The organism is Enterobacter cloacae complex sp. P42RS (genome assembly GCF_014930595.1).
Lineage (GTDB): Bacteria > Pseudomonadota > Gammaproteobacteria > Enterobacterales > Enterobacteriaceae > Enterobacter > Enterobacter bugandensis.
This window is the reverse complement of the sequence record NZ_JADBRK010000001.1, coordinates 674,890-689,947: the sequence shown is the minus strand read 5'-3', so window position 1 is coordinate 689,947 and position 15,058 is coordinate 674,890. Positions and strand designations below refer to the sequence as shown.

12 protein-coding genes, 1 tRNA gene and 1 other RNA gene are annotated in these 15,058 nt (G+C 55.7%); 9 read left to right on the top strand and 5 right to left on the bottom strand.

What is annotated here, in order from left to right:
- Nucleotides 1-57 precede the first annotated feature (57 nt).
- The 5 genes from IM314_RS03200 (at nucleotide 58) to narI (ending at nucleotide 8,497) form a co-directional block, all read left to right on the top strand.
- Nucleotides 58-1,455 carry a NarK family nitrate/nitrite MFS transporter gene (locus IM314_RS03200; protein WP_193358146.1) on the top strand — a complete coding sequence of 466 codons (1,398 nt, stop codon included), beginning with the start codon at nucleotides 58-60 and terminating at the stop codon, nucleotides 1,453-1,455.
- Between the two features lie 382 nt (nucleotides 1,456-1,837).
- Nucleotides 1,838-5,581: a nitrate reductase subunit alpha gene (locus tag IM314_RS03195; RefSeq protein ID WP_041909592.1), complete on the top strand. Its 3,744-nt coding sequence runs from the start codon at nucleotides 1,838-1,840 to the stop codon at nucleotides 5,579-5,581.
- Entirely contained in the window at nucleotides 5,578-7,113 is a 1,536-nt protein-coding gene (gene narH / locus IM314_RS03190) for a nitrate reductase subunit beta (RefSeq protein ID WP_028013444.1), read from the top strand. The genes IM314_RS03195 and narH overlap by 4 nt, the downstream gene beginning before the upstream one ends.
- The gene (gene narJ, locus IM314_RS03185) at nucleotides 7,110-7,820 is read left to right on the top strand and encodes a nitrate reductase molybdenum cofactor assembly chaperone (RefSeq protein WP_045630577.1); all 711 of its coding nucleotides are present in this window, start codon (nucleotides 7,110-7,112) and stop codon (nucleotides 7,818-7,820) included. Before narH ends, narJ begins: the two co-directional genes overlap by 4 nt.
- Complete coding sequence (narI, locus tag IM314_RS03180; protein WP_193358147.1) at nucleotides 7,820-8,497, top strand: respiratory nitrate reductase subunit gamma; 678 nt, start codon at nucleotides 7,820-7,822, stop codon at nucleotides 8,495-8,497. The genes narJ and narI overlap by 1 nt, the downstream gene beginning before the upstream one ends.
- Here the strand turns inward: narI and IM314_RS03175 are convergent.
- Nucleotides 8,494-9,390, bottom strand: coding sequence for a DMT family transporter (locus IM314_RS03175; RefSeq protein ID WP_041909596.1), 897 nt, complete (start codon nucleotides 9,388-9,390; stop codon nucleotides 8,494-8,496). The two genes, narI and IM314_RS03175, sit on opposite strands and share 4 nt — an antisense overlap.
- Before the next feature lie 107 nt (nucleotides 9,391-9,497).
- Between IM314_RS03175 and IM314_RS03170 the strand changes: the two genes are divergently transcribed.
- On the top strand, nucleotides 9,498-9,941 hold the full coding sequence (locus IM314_RS03170; protein WP_041909598.1) for an Lrp/AsnC family transcriptional regulator: 444 nt from the start codon (nucleotides 9,498-9,500) through the stop codon (nucleotides 9,939-9,941).
- An 84-nt stretch (nucleotides 9,942-10,025) separates the two neighbouring features.
- Here the strand turns inward: IM314_RS03170 and IM314_RS03165 are convergent.
- From IM314_RS03165 to IM314_RS03150, 4 genes are all read right to left on the bottom strand, one after another.
- Nucleotides 10,026-10,156: non-coding RNA, RtT sRNA (locus tag IM314_RS03165), on the bottom strand.
- Nucleotides 10,157-10,200: 44 nt separating this feature from the next.
- A tRNA-Tyr gene (locus IM314_RS03160) sits at nucleotides 10,201-10,285 on the bottom strand.
- Nucleotides 10,286-10,443: 158 nt separating this feature from the next.
- The gene (gene purU / locus IM314_RS03155) at nucleotides 10,444-11,286 is read right to left on the bottom strand and encodes a formyltetrahydrofolate deformylase (RefSeq protein WP_041909600.1); all 843 of its coding nucleotides are present in this window, start codon (nucleotides 11,284-11,286) and stop codon (nucleotides 10,444-10,446) included.
- A gap of 46 nt (nucleotides 11,287-11,332) precedes the next feature.
- On the bottom strand, nucleotides 11,333-11,791 hold the full coding sequence (locus IM314_RS03150) for a YchJ family protein (RefSeq protein WP_041909602.1): 459 nt from the start codon (nucleotides 11,789-11,791) through the stop codon (nucleotides 11,333-11,335).
- Nucleotides 11,792-11,905: 114 nt separating this feature from the next.
- Here IM314_RS03150 and rssA point away from each other — a divergent pair, with 114 nt between their 5' ends.
- The 3 genes from rssA (at nucleotide 11,906) to galU (ending at nucleotide 15,021) form a co-directional block, all read left to right on the top strand.
- Nucleotides 11,906-12,808: a patatin-like phospholipase RssA gene (gene rssA, locus IM314_RS03145; protein ID WP_028013437.1), complete on the top strand. Its 903-nt coding sequence runs from the start codon at nucleotides 11,906-11,908 to the stop codon at nucleotides 12,806-12,808.
- 90 nt (nucleotides 12,809-12,898) lie between these two features.
- Nucleotides 12,899-13,912, top strand: coding sequence for a two-component system response regulator RssB (gene rssB / locus IM314_RS03140; RefSeq protein ID WP_028013436.1), 1,014 nt, complete (start codon nucleotides 12,899-12,901; stop codon nucleotides 13,910-13,912).
- A gap of 200 nt (nucleotides 13,913-14,112) precedes the next feature.
- Nucleotides 14,113-15,021 carry a UTP--glucose-1-phosphate uridylyltransferase GalU gene (galU, locus tag IM314_RS03135; RefSeq protein WP_028013435.1) on the top strand — a complete coding sequence of 303 codons (909 nt, stop codon included), beginning with the start codon at nucleotides 14,113-14,115 and terminating at the stop codon, nucleotides 15,019-15,021.
- The last annotated feature ends 37 nt before the right edge of the window (nucleotides 15,022-15,058 follow it).

Here is a 15,058-nt window from a genome sequence, read left to right as displayed (position 1 = left end):
TTACCGCAGCCCTAAAACCCTAATGTTTGCAGCATCATTCGAGAATCAGAGGTGTCTATGAGTCACTCATCCGCTCCCGAAAGGGAAAATGGTGCCGTTATTACAGACTGGCGTCCAGAGGATCCGGCGTTCTGGCAACAGCGCGGCCATCGTGTAGCAAGCCGGAATCTGTGGATTTCCGTTCCATGTCTGCTTTTAGCGTTTTGCGTATGGATGTTGTTTAGCGCGGTCGCGGTAAACCTGCCGAAAGTAGGGTTTACGTTCACGACCGATCAGCTGTTTATGCTTACCGCATTGCCGTCGCTGTCTGGCGCGCTGCTGCGTGTCCCTTACGCGTTTATGGTCCCGGTATTCGGTGGCCGTCGCTGGACGGCGTTCAGTACGGGCATCATGATCGTCCCTTGCGTGTGGCTAGGCTTCGCGGTGCAGGATACCTCCACGCCGTTCAGCGTGTTCGTGATTATCTCCCTGCTGTGCGGTTTCGCCGGCGCTAACTTCGCCTCCAGCATGGCGAACATCAGCTTCTTCTTCCCGAAAGCGAAACAGGGCGGCGCGCTGGGTATTAACGGCGGTCTGGGCAACATGGGCGTAAGCGTGATGCAGTTGATTGCGCCGCTGGCGATCTCTATTTCTATTTTTGCCGCCTTCGGTGGCGGCGGCGTTGAGCAGGCGGATGGTTCTTCCCTCTACCTGCAGAACGCGGCCTGGATTTGGGTCCCGTTCCTGGTGGTCTTCACCCTCGCTGCGTGGTTCTTTATGAACGATCTGAGCGCGTCGAAGGCATCCCTGAGCGAGCAGCTTCCGGTGCTGAAGCGTGGACACCTCTGGGTGATGGCGCTGCTGTATCTGGCTACCTTCGGTTCGTTTATCGGCTTCTCAGCGGGCTTTGCCATGCTGTCGAAAACCCAGTTCCCGGACGTGCAGATCCTGCAATTCGCCTTCTTCGGTCCGTTCATTGGCGCACTGGCGCGTTCGCTGGGCGGCATGATCTCCGACCGTCTGGGCGGGACTCGCGTTACGCTGGTGAACTTTATTGTGATGGCAGTCTTCTGCGCGCTGCTGTTCCTGACGCTGCCTTCTGACGGGCAGGGCGGTAACTTCTTTGCCTTCTTCGGCGTGTTTATGGTGCTGTTCCTGACGGCCGGGTTGGGGAGTGCTTCTACCTTCCAGATGATCTCCGTTATCTTCCGCAAGCTGACGATGGATCGCGTGAAAGCGCAGGGCGGAAGCGAAGAGCAGGCCATGCGTGAAGCGGCGACGGATACGGCCGCGGCCCTGGGCTTTATCTCGGCTATTGGCGCAATTGGCGGCTTCTTTATTCCGAAAGCGTTCGGCATCTCGCTTGACCTGACCGGCTCTCCGGCTGGCGCCATGAAAGTCTTCCTCGTCTTCTATATCGCCTGCGTCGTGATTACGTGGCTGGTATATGGCCGTAATACCAAGAAAAATAAGTAAGTGTGATTATCCGTTAACGCGGCCTTCGGGCCGCGTTTTTTTTCGACTGAATAATAGTTACAACATACTGAAAGCTTTTACCGCAGTCATCTGCGGGTAACACTGTGATCGCCATCGCTTTGCAGGTATGTCTACCCCTTAATACCTGAGATGTTAAATTTTGCCGGGGTTATTGTACGATGAATAATAAATATCTTTATAAATCATTTATTTATTCGTTTTAAAAATATACCGCTTTGGTGGTATTTGGTCTAACCCCTCCTTTTACAGACCCTCTTCGTCTTGATCGTTATCAATTCTCCTCCTCTTTCAGGGCGTTACCTTCGCTGCAAATCAGCAATGTCGATTTAGAGAGCCACAGGCTCCATACAGGAGATACCCGATGAGCAAATTTTTGGACCGGTTTCGCTACTTCAAACAGAAGGGTGAAACTTTTGCCGATGGGCACGGCCAGGTTCTGGATACCAACCGGGACTGGGAAGACGGTTACCGCCAGCGCTGGCAGCATGACAAAGTCGTCCGTTCTACCCACGGCGTAAACTGCACTGGCTCATGTAGCTGGAAGATTTTCGTTAAAAACGGTCTGGTGACCTGGGAAATGCAGCAGACCGACTATCCGCGCACCCGTCCGGATATGCCGAACCATGAACCGCGCGGCTGCCCGCGCGGGGCCAGCTACTCCTGGTATCTCTACAGCGCCAACCGTCTGAAATATCCGCTGATGCGCAAACGCCTGATGAAAATGTGGCGTGAAGCGAAAGTGCAGCACAGCGACCCGGTAGATGCGTGGGCCTCTATCATTGAAGATGCCGACAAAGCGAAAAGCTTCAAGCAGGCGCGCGGTCGCGGCGGTTTCGTTCGTTCTTCCTGGAAAGAGGTGAACGAGCTGATTGCCGCCTCCAACGTCTATACCGTAAAAACCTACGGTCCTGACCGCGTGGCGGGCTTCTCGCCAATCCCGGCGATGTCGATGGTCTCTTACGCTTCCGGCGCGCGCTACCTGTCGCTTATCGGCGGGACCTGCCTGAGCTTCTACGACTGGTACTGTGACCTGCCGCCAGCGTCACCGCAGACCTGGGGTGAGCAGACCGACGTGCCGGAATCCGCCGACTGGTACAACTCCAGCTACATCATCGCCTGGGGCTCTAACGTTCCGCAGACCCGTACCCCGGACGCGCACTTCTTTACCGAAGTCCGCTACAAAGGGACCAAAACCGTTGCGGTCACCCCGGACTACGCGGAAATCGCCAAGCTGTGCGACCTGTGGCTGGCACCTAAACAGGGTACCGATGCCGCGATGGCGATGGCGATGGGCCACGTCATGCTGCGCGAATTCCACCTCGACAAACCGAGCCAGTATTTCACCGACTACGTGCGTCGCTACACCGACATGCCGATGCTGGTGATGCTGGAAGAGCGTGAGGGCTACTATGCCGCGGGCCGCACGCTGCGCGCCGCCGATCTGGTGGACGCGCTGGGCCAGGAAAACAACCCAGAGTGGAAAACCGTTGCCTATAACAGCAACGGCGAGCTGGTGGCGCCAAACGGCTCTATCGGCTTCCGCTGGGGCGAGAAGGGCAAGTGGAACCTTGAGCAGCGCAACAGCACCACCGGTGAAGAGACGGAGCTGCGCCTCAGCATGCTGGGCAGCCAGGACGAGATCGCCGAGGTTGGCTTCCCGTACTTTGGCGGTGAAGGTTCCGAGCACTTCAACAAGGTTGAACTGAAAAACGTGCTGATGCACAAGCTGCCGGTTAAGCGCCTGCAGCTGGCCGACGGTTCTACCGCGCTGGTCACCACCGTCTATGACCTGACCATGGCGAACTACGGCCTGGAGCGCGGTCTGAACGACGAAAACTGCGCAACCAGCTATGACGACGTGAAGGCCTACACCCCGGCCTGGGCGGAGCAGATCACCGGCGTACCGCGCGCGCAGATCGTTCGTATCGCCCGCGAGTTTGCTGAAAACGCCGACAAGACCCACGGTCGCTCGATGATCATCGTGGGTGCCGGTCTGAACCACTGGTATCACCTCGATATGAACTATCGCGGCCTGATCAACATGCTGATCTTCTGCGGCTGCGTCGGTCAGAGCGGCGGCGGCTGGGCGCACTACGTGGGCCAGGAAAAACTGCGTCCGCAGACCGGCTGGCAGCCGCTGGCGTTTGCCCTCGACTGGCAGCGTCCGGCACGTCACATGAACAGCACCTCCTACTTCTATAACCACTCCAGCCAGTGGCGCTACGAGACGGTTACTGCGCAGGAACTGCTGTCGCCGATGGCGGATAAATCCCGCTACAGCGGCCACCTGATTGATTTCAACGTGCGCGCTGAACGCATGGGCTGGCTGCCGTCTGCGCCGCAGCTGGGCACTAACCCGCTGCGCATTGCACAAGAGGCGAAGCAAGCGGGCATGTCACCGGTGGATTACACCGTCAAATCCCTGAAGGAAGGCTCCATCCGCTTCGCGGCAGAACAGCCTGAGAACGGCAAAAACCATCCGCGCAACCTGTTCATCTGGCGCTCCAACCTGCTGGGCTCGTCCGGTAAAGGTCACGAGTACATGCTGAAATACCTGCTGGGCACCGAGAACGGTATTCAGGGTAAAGACCTCGGCAAGCAGGGCGGCGTGAAGCCAGAAGAAGTGGAGTGGAAAGACAACGGTCTGGACGGCAAGCTGGATCTGGTGGTGACGCTGGACTTCCGTCTGTCCAGCACCTGCCTGTACTCCGATATCGTGCTGCCAACCGCCACCTGGTACGAAAAAGACGACATGAATACCTCGGACATGCATCCGTTTATTCATCCGCTGTCTGCCGCCGTTGACCCGGCGTGGGAATCGAAAAGCGACTGGGATATCTACAAAGACATCGCGAAGAAATTCTCCGAAGTCTGCGTAGGTCACCTGGGCAAAGAGACCGACGTGGTGACGCTGCCAATCCAGCACGACTCCGCTGCCGAACTGGCGCAGCCGCTTGACGTGAAGGACTGGAAAAAAGGCGAATGCGACCTGATCCCGGGCGTGACCGCGCCGCACATCATTCCGGTTGAACGTGATTACCCGGCAACCTACGAGCGCTTTACCTCCATCGGCCCGCTGATGGAGAAAATCGGTAACGGCGGCAAAGGCATCGCCTGGAACACCCAGAGCGAAATGGACCTGCTGCGCAAGCTCAATTACACCAAAGCAGACGGCCCGGCCAAAGGCCAGCCAATGCTCAACACGGCAATTGATGCGGCGGAGATGATCCTGACCCTGGCACCGGAAACCAACGGCCACGTGGCGGTGAAAGCGTGGGCGGCCCTGAGTGAATTTACCGGTCGCGACCACACGCATCTGGCGAAGAATAAAGAGGAAGAGAAAATCCGCTTCCGCGATATCCAGGCCCAGCCGCGCAAGATTATCTCCAGCCCGACCTGGTCTGGTCTGGAAGATGAGCATGTGTCCTATAACGCTGGTTATACCAACGTTCACGAGCTGATCCCATGGCGCACGCTTTCCGGTCGTCAGTCACTGTATCAGGACCACCAGTGGATGCGCGACTTCGGTGAAAGCCTGCTGGTGTACCGTCCGCCAATCGACACCCGCTCCGTAACCGCAGTTATGGGCGCGAAATCGAACGGTAACCCTGAGAAGGCGCTGAACTTCCTGACGCCGCACCAGAAGTGGGGTATCCACTCCACCTACAGCGACAACCTGCTGATGCTGACCCTGTCGCGCGGTGGTCCGATTGTCTGGATGAGCGAAGCGGACGCCAAAGACTTAGGTATCGAAGATAACGACTGGATTGAAGTGTTCAACAGCAACGGCGCCCTGACGGCGCGTGCGGTGGTGAGCCAGCGCGTACCGGCCGGGATGACCATGATGTACCACGCGCAGGAACGTATCGTGAACCTGCCGGGTTCAGAGATCACCGAGCAGCGCGGCGGTATTCACAACTCCGTGACCCGTATTACGCCGAAGCCGACCCACATGATCGGTGGCTATGCGCAGCTGGCCTACGGCTTTAACTACTACGGCACCGTAGGATCGAACCGCGATGAGTTCGTGGTGGTACGTAAGATGAAGAATATTAACTGGTTAGACGGCGAAGGTAATGACCAGGTACAGGAGAGCGTAAAATGAAAATTCGTTCACAAGTCGGCATGGTGCTGAATCTGGATAAGTGCATCGGCTGCCACACCTGTTCAGTGACCTGTAAAAACGTCTGGACCAGCCGCGAAGGTATGGAGTACGCCTGGTTCAACAACGTGGAAAGTAAGCCGGGCACCGGCTTCCCGACCGACTGGGAAAACCAGGAGAAGTGGAAGGGCGGCTGGATCCGCAAAATCAACGGCAAGCTGCAGCCGCGCATGGGTAACCGCGCAATGTTGCTGGGTAAAATCTTCGCTAACCCGCACCTGCCGGGCATTGAGGATTATTACGAGCCGTTTGATTACGACTACCAGAACCTGCACAACGCGCCGGAAAGCAAACACCAGCCGATCGCCCGCCCTCGCTCGCTGATCACTGGTCAGCGCATGGACAAAATTACCAGCGGTCCAAACTGGGAAGAAATTCTGGGCGGCGAGTTCGAAAAGCGCGCCAAAGACCAGAACTTCGAGAACATGCAGAAGGCGATGTACGGCCAGTTCGAAAACACCTTCATGATGTATCTGCCGCGCCTGTGCGAACACTGCCTGAACCCGGCGTGCGTCGCGACCTGCCCGAGCGGTGCCATCTACAAGCGTGAAGAAGACGGCATCGTGCTGATCGACCAGGACAAGTGCCGCGGCTGGCGCATGTGCATCACCGGCTGCCCGTACAAAAAAATCTACTTCAACTGGAAGAGCGGTAAGTCAGAGAAGTGCATCTTCTGCTACCCGCGTATTGAAGCCGGTATGCCGACCGTCTGCTCCGAGAGCTGCGTAGGTCGTATTCGTTACCTCGGCGTGCTGCTGTACGACGCGGACGCGATTGAGAATGCCGCAAGCACCGAGAATGAGAAAGATCTCTATCAGCGTCAACTGGACGTATTCCTCGACCCGAACGATCCGAAGGTGATTGAGCAGGCGCTGAAAGACGGCATTCCGCAGAGCGTCATCGACGCCGCGCAGCAGTCTCCGGTGTACAAAATGGCTATGGACTGGAAGCTGGCCCTGCCGCTGCACCCGGAATACCGCACCCTGCCGATGGTCTGGTACGTGCCGCCGCTGTCTCCGATTCAGTCTGCGGCTGACGCGGGCGAGCTGGGCAGCAACGGCATTCTGCCTGACGTGGAAAGCCTGCGTATCCCGGTTCAGTACCTGGCCAACCTGCTGACCGCCGGTGATACCCAGCCGGTACTGCTGGCGCTGAAACGTATGCTGGCGATGCGCCACTTCAAACGTGCGGAAACCGTTGACGGCGTGAACGATACCCGCGCGCTGGAAGAGGTCGGCCTGACCGAAGCGCAGGCGCAGGAGATGTACCGCTATCTGGCAATCGCTAACTACGAAGATCGTTTCGTGGTGCCAAGCAGCCACCGCGAGCTGGCCCGCGAGGCCTTCCCGGAGAAAAGCGGGTGTGGCTTTACCTTTGGCGACGGTTGCCACGGGTCAGACAGTAAATTCAACCTGTTCAACAGCCGCCGCATCGACGCCATGGATGTGACCAGCAAAACGGAGCCGCACCAATGATTGAACTCATCATTGTTTCGCGTCTGCTCGAGTACCCGGATGCTGCGCTTGCGCAGCATCAACAGGAACTCTTTGATGCACTCGCGTCATCTGAAAACCTGGATAAAGAGGATGCCCAGCGGCTTGGCGTTTTCCTCCGCGATCTGCTGGCACGCGATCTGCTCGACGCGCAGGCGGACTACAGCCAGCTGTTTGACCGCGGGCGCGCGACGTCGCTGCTGCTGTTTGAACACGTTCACGGGGAATCCCGCGACCGCGGTCAGGCGATGGTGGACCTGATGGCTCAGTACGAGCAGCACGGCCTGCAGCTCGACAGCCGCGAGCTGCCGGACCACCTGCCGCTGTACCTGGAGTATCTGGCGCAGCTGCCGAAAGAAGAGGCGCTGGGCGGTCTGCAGGATATCGCCCCGATTCTTGCGCTGCTCGGCGCGCGTCTACAGCAGCGTGAGAGCCGCTATGCCGTACTGTTCGATCTGCTGGTGAAGCTGGCGAACGCCTCTGTAGACAGTGAAAAAGTGGCGGAGAAAATCGCGGATGAAGCCCGGGACGATACCCCGCAAGCGCTGGATGCGGTCTGGGAAGAAGAGCAGGTGAAATTCTTTGCTGACCAGAACTGCGGCGAGTCTGAAATCTCCGCTCACCAGCGTCGTTTTGCCGGCGCGGTTGCCCCGCAATATTTGAATATCTCTAACGGAGGACGGCACTAATGCACTTCCTGAATATGTTCTTCTTTGACATTTACCCGTATATCGCGGGCACCGTGTTCCTGGTGGGAAGCTGGCTACGCTATGACTATGGTCAGTACACCTGGCGTGCTGCCTCCAGCCAGATGCTGGATCGCAAAGGGATGCACGTCGCGTCTAACCTGTTCCACATCGGTATTTTGGGGATTTTTGCAGGTCACTTCCTTGGGATGCTGACGCCGCACTGGATGTACGAAGCGTGGCTGCCGATTGAAGTGAAGCAGAAGATGGCGATGATCGCCGGCGGTGCCTGCGGTGTGATGACCCTGGTGGGGGGGCTGCTGCTGCTGAAACGTCGTCTGTTCAGCCCGCGCGTGCGTGCAACCACCACTGCAGCGGACATCCTGATCCTCACCCTGCTGATGGTACAATGCGCGCTGGGTCTGCTGACTATTCCATTCTCTGCGCAGCATATGGACGGCAGTGAAATGATGAAGCTGGTGGGGTGGGCGCAGTCCGTCGTGACCTTCCACGGCGGAGCGTCTGAGCACCTGGACGGCGTGGCGTTTATCTTCCGCGTTCACCTTGTGCTGGGGATGACGCTGTTTGTGCTGTTCCCGTTCTCCCGTCTGGTGCACATCTGGAGCGCGCCGGTGGAGTACCTGACGCGCAAATACCAGTTTGTGCGTGCCCGTCGCTAATTCAGCGTCTTGAAACCAACCCCGCATTCGCGGGGTTTTTTTTCGCCCCAGCCCAGGTTGTTGCCCGCTGCAGCAAACAGGATCAACGCGCCGCCCGCCAGCTGCGTCAGGTTCAGCGAGTGTCCGAACACCAGGTTATCGACAACGATCGCCACCACCGGATAGATAAACGACAGGGAGCCGGTAATGGGGGTAGGTAGCTTCTGAATCGCGCTGTAGAGCAGCTGATACATAATGCCGGTATGGACGATGCCGAGCGTCAGCAGGATCGGCCAGGGAAAATCACCGGAAAATGACGGCCGGCTGGCAAACGGCAGAAGCATCACGACGCCCGTCAGCACCTGAATAAAGGCAATATGCTGCGGTGCGATTGTTTTCAGTTTGCGCGCAATGATTGCCGTCAGCGCGTAGAAGAAGGCCGCGGCCATTGCCAGACCAATACCCGCCAGCCATTTAGTGTCGTGGGTGCCGGTCAGCTCGCTGGAGAGCAGTATCACCACGCCGCCGAAGGCGAGGAACAGCCAGCCCCATTTCACCACGCTGACGCGCTCGCCTAAAAACATCCCCATCAGGACCAGCATAAACGGCTGAGTGTTATAGACCACGGTCGAAAGACCAATAGAGATCCGCTCATAGGCTGCGAAGAGCAGCAGCCAGTTCACCACTAATGCCACACCGCCGAGAATCGCCAGCAGCAGCGTGGTGCGGGTGAGGGGGCTAAAGGGCTTTTGACTTACCCGGATAAAAATGAAAAGAGCTATTGCCCCAATAAGGCAGCGCCAGAACACCACTTCCGTCACCGGCAGACCGCTGAGCAAAACAAACGCGCCGATAGAGCCGGAAATTAACATCGCCAGACTCATCTGCCAGACGCCTTTATGTAAATCACGCATTATTCACCTCCTGATTAATAACGCTATTGTCGGAAATCGCTGTTGGGTTTTACAGGGATGAGATAAGGTTGAAGGTGTTAACTGCATTTTTAAATTAGGTGAAACGAGTGGAATACCTTATTGATGATATCGATCGGCAAATTTTAGCCTGCCTGGTTGAGGATGCGCGCATGTCGTTGAAGGTGCTCAGCGGCCGCATTGGCCTGACCTCACCCAGCACGGCAGAGCGTCTGAAGCGGCTGGAAGAGCGCGGTGTGATTCAGGGGTATGGCGCACGTGTGAATCTCGCGGCGCTGGGGTATACGCTGCAGGCGCTGGTACGGGTGCGGCCTTTGCCGGGGCTGTTGCATAAGGTGGATAAATACATACAGGCGATGCCGGAGTGTATTGAGAGCGACAAGGTGACCGGGGAAGACTGCTTTGTGATTAGGCTGGTGGTGCGATCGATAGAACAACTGGATGCGCTGCTGGACGGGCTGGCGGAGCATGCCCAATGTAATACGTCGATTGTGAAAAGTTCGCCGGTGAAGCGTCGTTTGCCGCCAATGTAGTCGTCTGTCGCCGGGTGGCGGCTGCGCCTTACCCGGCCTACGAAGGCGGACTCGGTTCGATTTTGTTCGGGTTTTTTGAAGTGATGGTGGTGGGGGAAGGATTACTCGGCGCGTTGCGCCTCGCCCTTCGGGTCGTTGCCTGCGGCAACGCTTTCTCGCTGCGCTCGAATCGAACCTTAGTCGAAGCTTCTCATCCTTCCCCTTGCGGAAATACATGATGCACGGTGCGAGCAGATTGTTAAGTGTCGTTTGAAAGTGATGGTGGTGGGGGAAGGATTCGAACCTTCGAAGTCGATGACGGCAGATTTACAGTCTGCTCCCTTTGGCCGCTCGGGAACCCCACCACGGGGTAATGCTTTTTTACTGGCCTGCTTCCTGCTGGAAGCGGGGCGCATCATATCAAATGAGACGCCCCTGTAAAGCATTCCTTTAGGGAAAAGAAGCTGTTTGCCTGCTTTTTATCCGTAAAGGCGCAAAGCTAATCAATTCATTTTCCGAAAGATTAAAGAATGATGGTTCTGTTACCGTAGACAAAGACACGCTGCGCCAGCACCTGATACAGGGCACGACTCAACACGTTCTTCTCAACGTCACGTCCGGCGCGCATCATATCTTCTGCGGTGTAGGTGTGATCCACGTGAATCACGTCCTGCATGATGATTGGACCTTCGTCCAGATTGTCATTCACGTAGTGCGCGGTTGCGCCGATGATCTTCACGCCGCGCTCGTACGCCTGGTGATAAGGCCGCGCGCCAATAAAGGCCGGCAGGAACGAGTGGTGAATGTTGATAATCTTGTTCGGGAAGCGGGCGACGAAGGAAGGCGTCAGCACGCGCATATATTTCGCCAGCACCACGTAGTCCGGGTTATGCACTTCAATGGCAGCAGCCATTAGGTTGTCGTGCTCTTCACGGGTATGGCCTTCATGGCTCACCAGCTCAAACGGAATATCAAAACGCTCAACCAGCGTGCGCAGAGTTTCGTGGTTGCCAATAACAGCGGCAATTTCTACGTCCAGGCCACCGTAATTGGCCTTCATCAACAGATCGCCCAGGCAGTGAGCTTCTTTCGTCACCAGAATCACAATGCGACGACGGCCCGCAGGATTCAGCTCACGCACGGAACCGTCCGGCAGCGCGCTGTCCAGATCGGCCAGCAGGGTGGTGTCGTTGAAAATGCCTTCCAGTTCGGTACGCATGAAGAAGCGGCCGGTACGGTGGTCAACGAACTCGTTGTTCTGCACGATATTCAGTTCATGCTTGTAGCAAATATTGGTAATTCGTGCGATCAGCCCTTTTTGATCGGGACAGATAGTGCGCAGAACTTTACGTTGTAATGATTGCATCGCCGGGAAATCCTGTTTGTATTTGCGAAGTCTGGGTTGTCAGGCGTTACTGCCCGCAACACTTTTTGAATTTTTTTCCTGAACCACAAGGGCAGGTATCGTTACGACCAAACTGTGGACGCGTACCGTCAATATAATACCATTGCCCGCTCTCCTTTAAGAACCGGGAACGCTCGATAATGGCGCCAGGCCTGGCGTTCTCGGTAAAACGGGCAACAAAGCTGACAAAGCCTTCGTCGTGGTGGCTACCGGGTGAAGATTCAAACACGGTAAGCCCAAGCCAGTGGGTGTTGGCGAACCCGGCTTCGATCTCCTGTCGGAAATCGGCGGCGTGGCAGGACGGGTGCCAGGTTTTTATCAGGTAGTCTGCGTCTTTGATCACAAAAGCAGTATACCGTGAACGCATGAGGTGTGACGGATCCGGTGCAACCTGATTGCCAGAAAGATATCGCTGGCAACATAGGCTATACTCCAGAGCGCTACCACAGGGGCAGAGTTGAGACACGATTCTCTTCCTGGAACAAAAAATAAGGGCGTAAAACGCCTCGGGTAGCACTATGTTAACTGAGCAGTTGCGTTGACGCTATGTCAGGAATCCAGGGGAAGTCAAACAGGGCTAATGAGAAAGGTTAAAATTGGACTGGCGCTGGGATCAGGTGCAGCCCGGGGATGGTCTCATATCGGCGTGATTAATGCCTTAAACAAGATGGGCGTTGACGTTGATATCGTAGCAGGATGTTCAATCGGATCGCTTGTCGGCTCCGCCTACGCGTGCGGCAAGCTTCCGGATCTCGAAACCTGGGTGCGCTCCTTCAGCTATTGGGACGTGCTGCGTCTGATGGATCTCTCCTGGCAGCGCGGTGGGCTGTTGCGCGGCGAACGCGTCTTTAACCAGTTCCGCCGGGTGATGCCTCTCGAAGACTTTACTGACTGCCGGATGCCTTTCGGCGCCGTCGCAACCAATCTCAGCACAGGCCGTGAACTCTGGCTGACCGAAGGGGATATTCACCTTGCGGTGCGTGCTTCATGCAGTATTCCTGGGCTTATGGCGCCCGTGCCCCATAACGGTTACTGGCTTGTCGATGGTGGCGTCGTGAACCCGGTTCCCATCTCTCTGACGCGCGCCATGGGGGCGGACATCGTCATCGCCGTTGATTTGCAGCACGACGCTCATCTGATGCAGCAAGACCTTATGCCGGTCAATCTGCAGAGCGAAGATGCCGACGTTGAAAAGCTTGCCTGGCATGAACGCCTGCGCGGAAGAATTGGTCGCCTGGCCGCACGACGCTCGGTTGCCGCACCGACGGCCATGGAGATCATGACCACCTCAATTCAGGTTCTTGAGAATCGCCTTAAACGTAACCGTATGGCTGGCGATCCTCCGGATATTCTTATTCAGCCTTACTGTCCGCAAATCTCTACCCTTGATTTCCATCGGGCTGAGGCCGCCATCGCAGCGGGCTCGCTAGCCGTCGAAAAGAAAATAGACGAGTTGCTGCCGTTTGTGCGAACAGCACGTTAAGCACCTTTTTTGACTACTTCAGCAAAATCTGACAGGCGATAGTGCCGATAGCATGCCACTATTTAGTAACTGTCAGCCAGGGGAGGAACCATGACGCAGCCATTGGCCGGAAAACACATTTTGATTGTTGAAGACGAGCCCGTTTTCCGATCGCTACTGGATTCGTGGTTATCCTCGCTGGGAGCAAACACTTTACTGGCTGAAGATGGTGTCGACGCGCTGGAAAAAATGACCGGTATTACGCCCGATCTGATGATTTGCGACATCGCGATGCCGCGAATGAATGGGCTGAAACTGGTTGAACATCTGCGCAACGAGGGTGACCAGATGCCCATTCTGGTGATCTCCGCGACAGAAAATATGGCGGATATTGCCAAAGCATTACGTCTTGGCGTTCAGGATATTTTGCTGAAACCCGTCAAAGATCTGAACCGGTTACGTGAGACGGTATTAGCGTGCCTTTATCCAAATATGTTTAATTCCCGCGTTGAGGAAGAGGAACGCCTTTTTCAGGACTGGGACGCGCTGGTGAGTAATCCGCCAGCGGCGGCGAAATTGTTGCAAGAACTTCAGCCTCCCGTTCAGCAAACTATTTCCCACTGCCGCGTAAACTATCGCCAGCTGGTGGCGGCCGATCAGCCTGGGCTGGTGCTGGATATTGCACCTCTGTCTGATTCCGACCTCGCATTTTATTCTCTGGACGTAACCCGTGCAGGGGATAATGGCGTATTAGCTGCATTGTTACTTCGCGCGCTCTTTAATGGATTATTGCAAGAACAGTTATCACATCAGGGACAACGGCTCCCTGAGTTAGGCAGTTTACTCAAACAGGTAAATCAGCTTTTTCGTCAGGCCAATTTACCCGGACAGTTCCCGCTGCTGGTTGGTTATTACCATAGCGGTTTAAAGAATCTTATCCTCGTTTCTGCAGGTCTCAACGCTTCACTGAATACCGGGGAACACCATATTCAGGTGAGCAACGGGGTGCCGCTTGGAACACTGGGAACGGCGTATCTAAATCAAATTAGCCATCGCTGTTCTTCCTGGCAGTGCCAAATTTGGGGTGCCGGGGGAAGGCTTCGCTTAATGTTGTCCACGGAATAAGCAATTGGATCTTAATTTTAAGATTGCTTTACCTGTGTTTTCTCGGGAGTGCTACTATCGCTGCCCAGATTCATGCGTATTTGTCCTAATTCATCGGCAACGCGTTCTTTTCAGACCCGGACTGCGGGGCGAGGCTGATATACTCAACGCGTTATTTATTGCATAAAAGTTCAAAACTTGAACAGCTCAGGAGAATTTGAATGGCTGCCCTAAATTCGAAAGTCAGAAAGGCCGTCATCCCGGTAGCGGGATTGGGGACCAGGATGTTACCAGCAACTAAGGCGATTCCTAAAGAGATGCTGCCTCTGGTTGATAAGCCATTAATCCAGTATGTCGTTAATGAGTGTATCGCGGCCGGCATTACTGAAATTGTGCTGGTTACGCATTCATCTAAAAACTCTATCGAAAACCACTTCGATACAAGTTTTGAACTCGAAGCCATGCTGGAAAAACGCGTTAAGCGTCAGCTGTTAGAAGAAGTTCAGTCTATTTGCCCTCCGCACGTCACCATTATGCAGGTTCGTCAGGGGCTGGCTAAAGGTCTGGGCCACGCGGTTATGTGTGCACACCCGGTTGTGGGTGATGAGCCCGTCGCGGTTATTCTGCCTGACGTGATTCTGGATGAATACGAATCCGATCTTTCCCAGGACAACCTGGCTGAGATGATCCACCGCTTCGACGAAACGGGCTGCAGCCAGATTATGGTTGAGCCAGTTGAAGACGTGACCGCTTACGGTGTGGTTGACTGCAAGGGCGTGAACCTTGAGCCAGGCGAAAGCGTGCCAATGGTTGGTGTCGTAGAGAAGCCTAAAGCCGACGTAGCGCCGTCTAATCTGGCAGTGGTGGGTCGCTATGTCCTGAGTGCTGAAATCTGGCCACTGCTGGCGAAAACGCCTCCAGGAGCAGGGGATGAAATCCAGCTGACGGATGCCATTGATATGCTGATCGAGAAAGAGACCGTTGAGGCTTACCACATGAAAGGTAAGAGCCATGACTGCGGTAATAAGCTCGGTTATATGCAGGCGTTCGTTGAATACGGCATTCGCCATAATACGCTGGGTGAAGAATTTAAAGGCTGGCTCAAAGAGAGTATGGGTATTAAGAAATAATCCAGGCGTAAATCTATGAAACCGGTGTGGCGCTGCC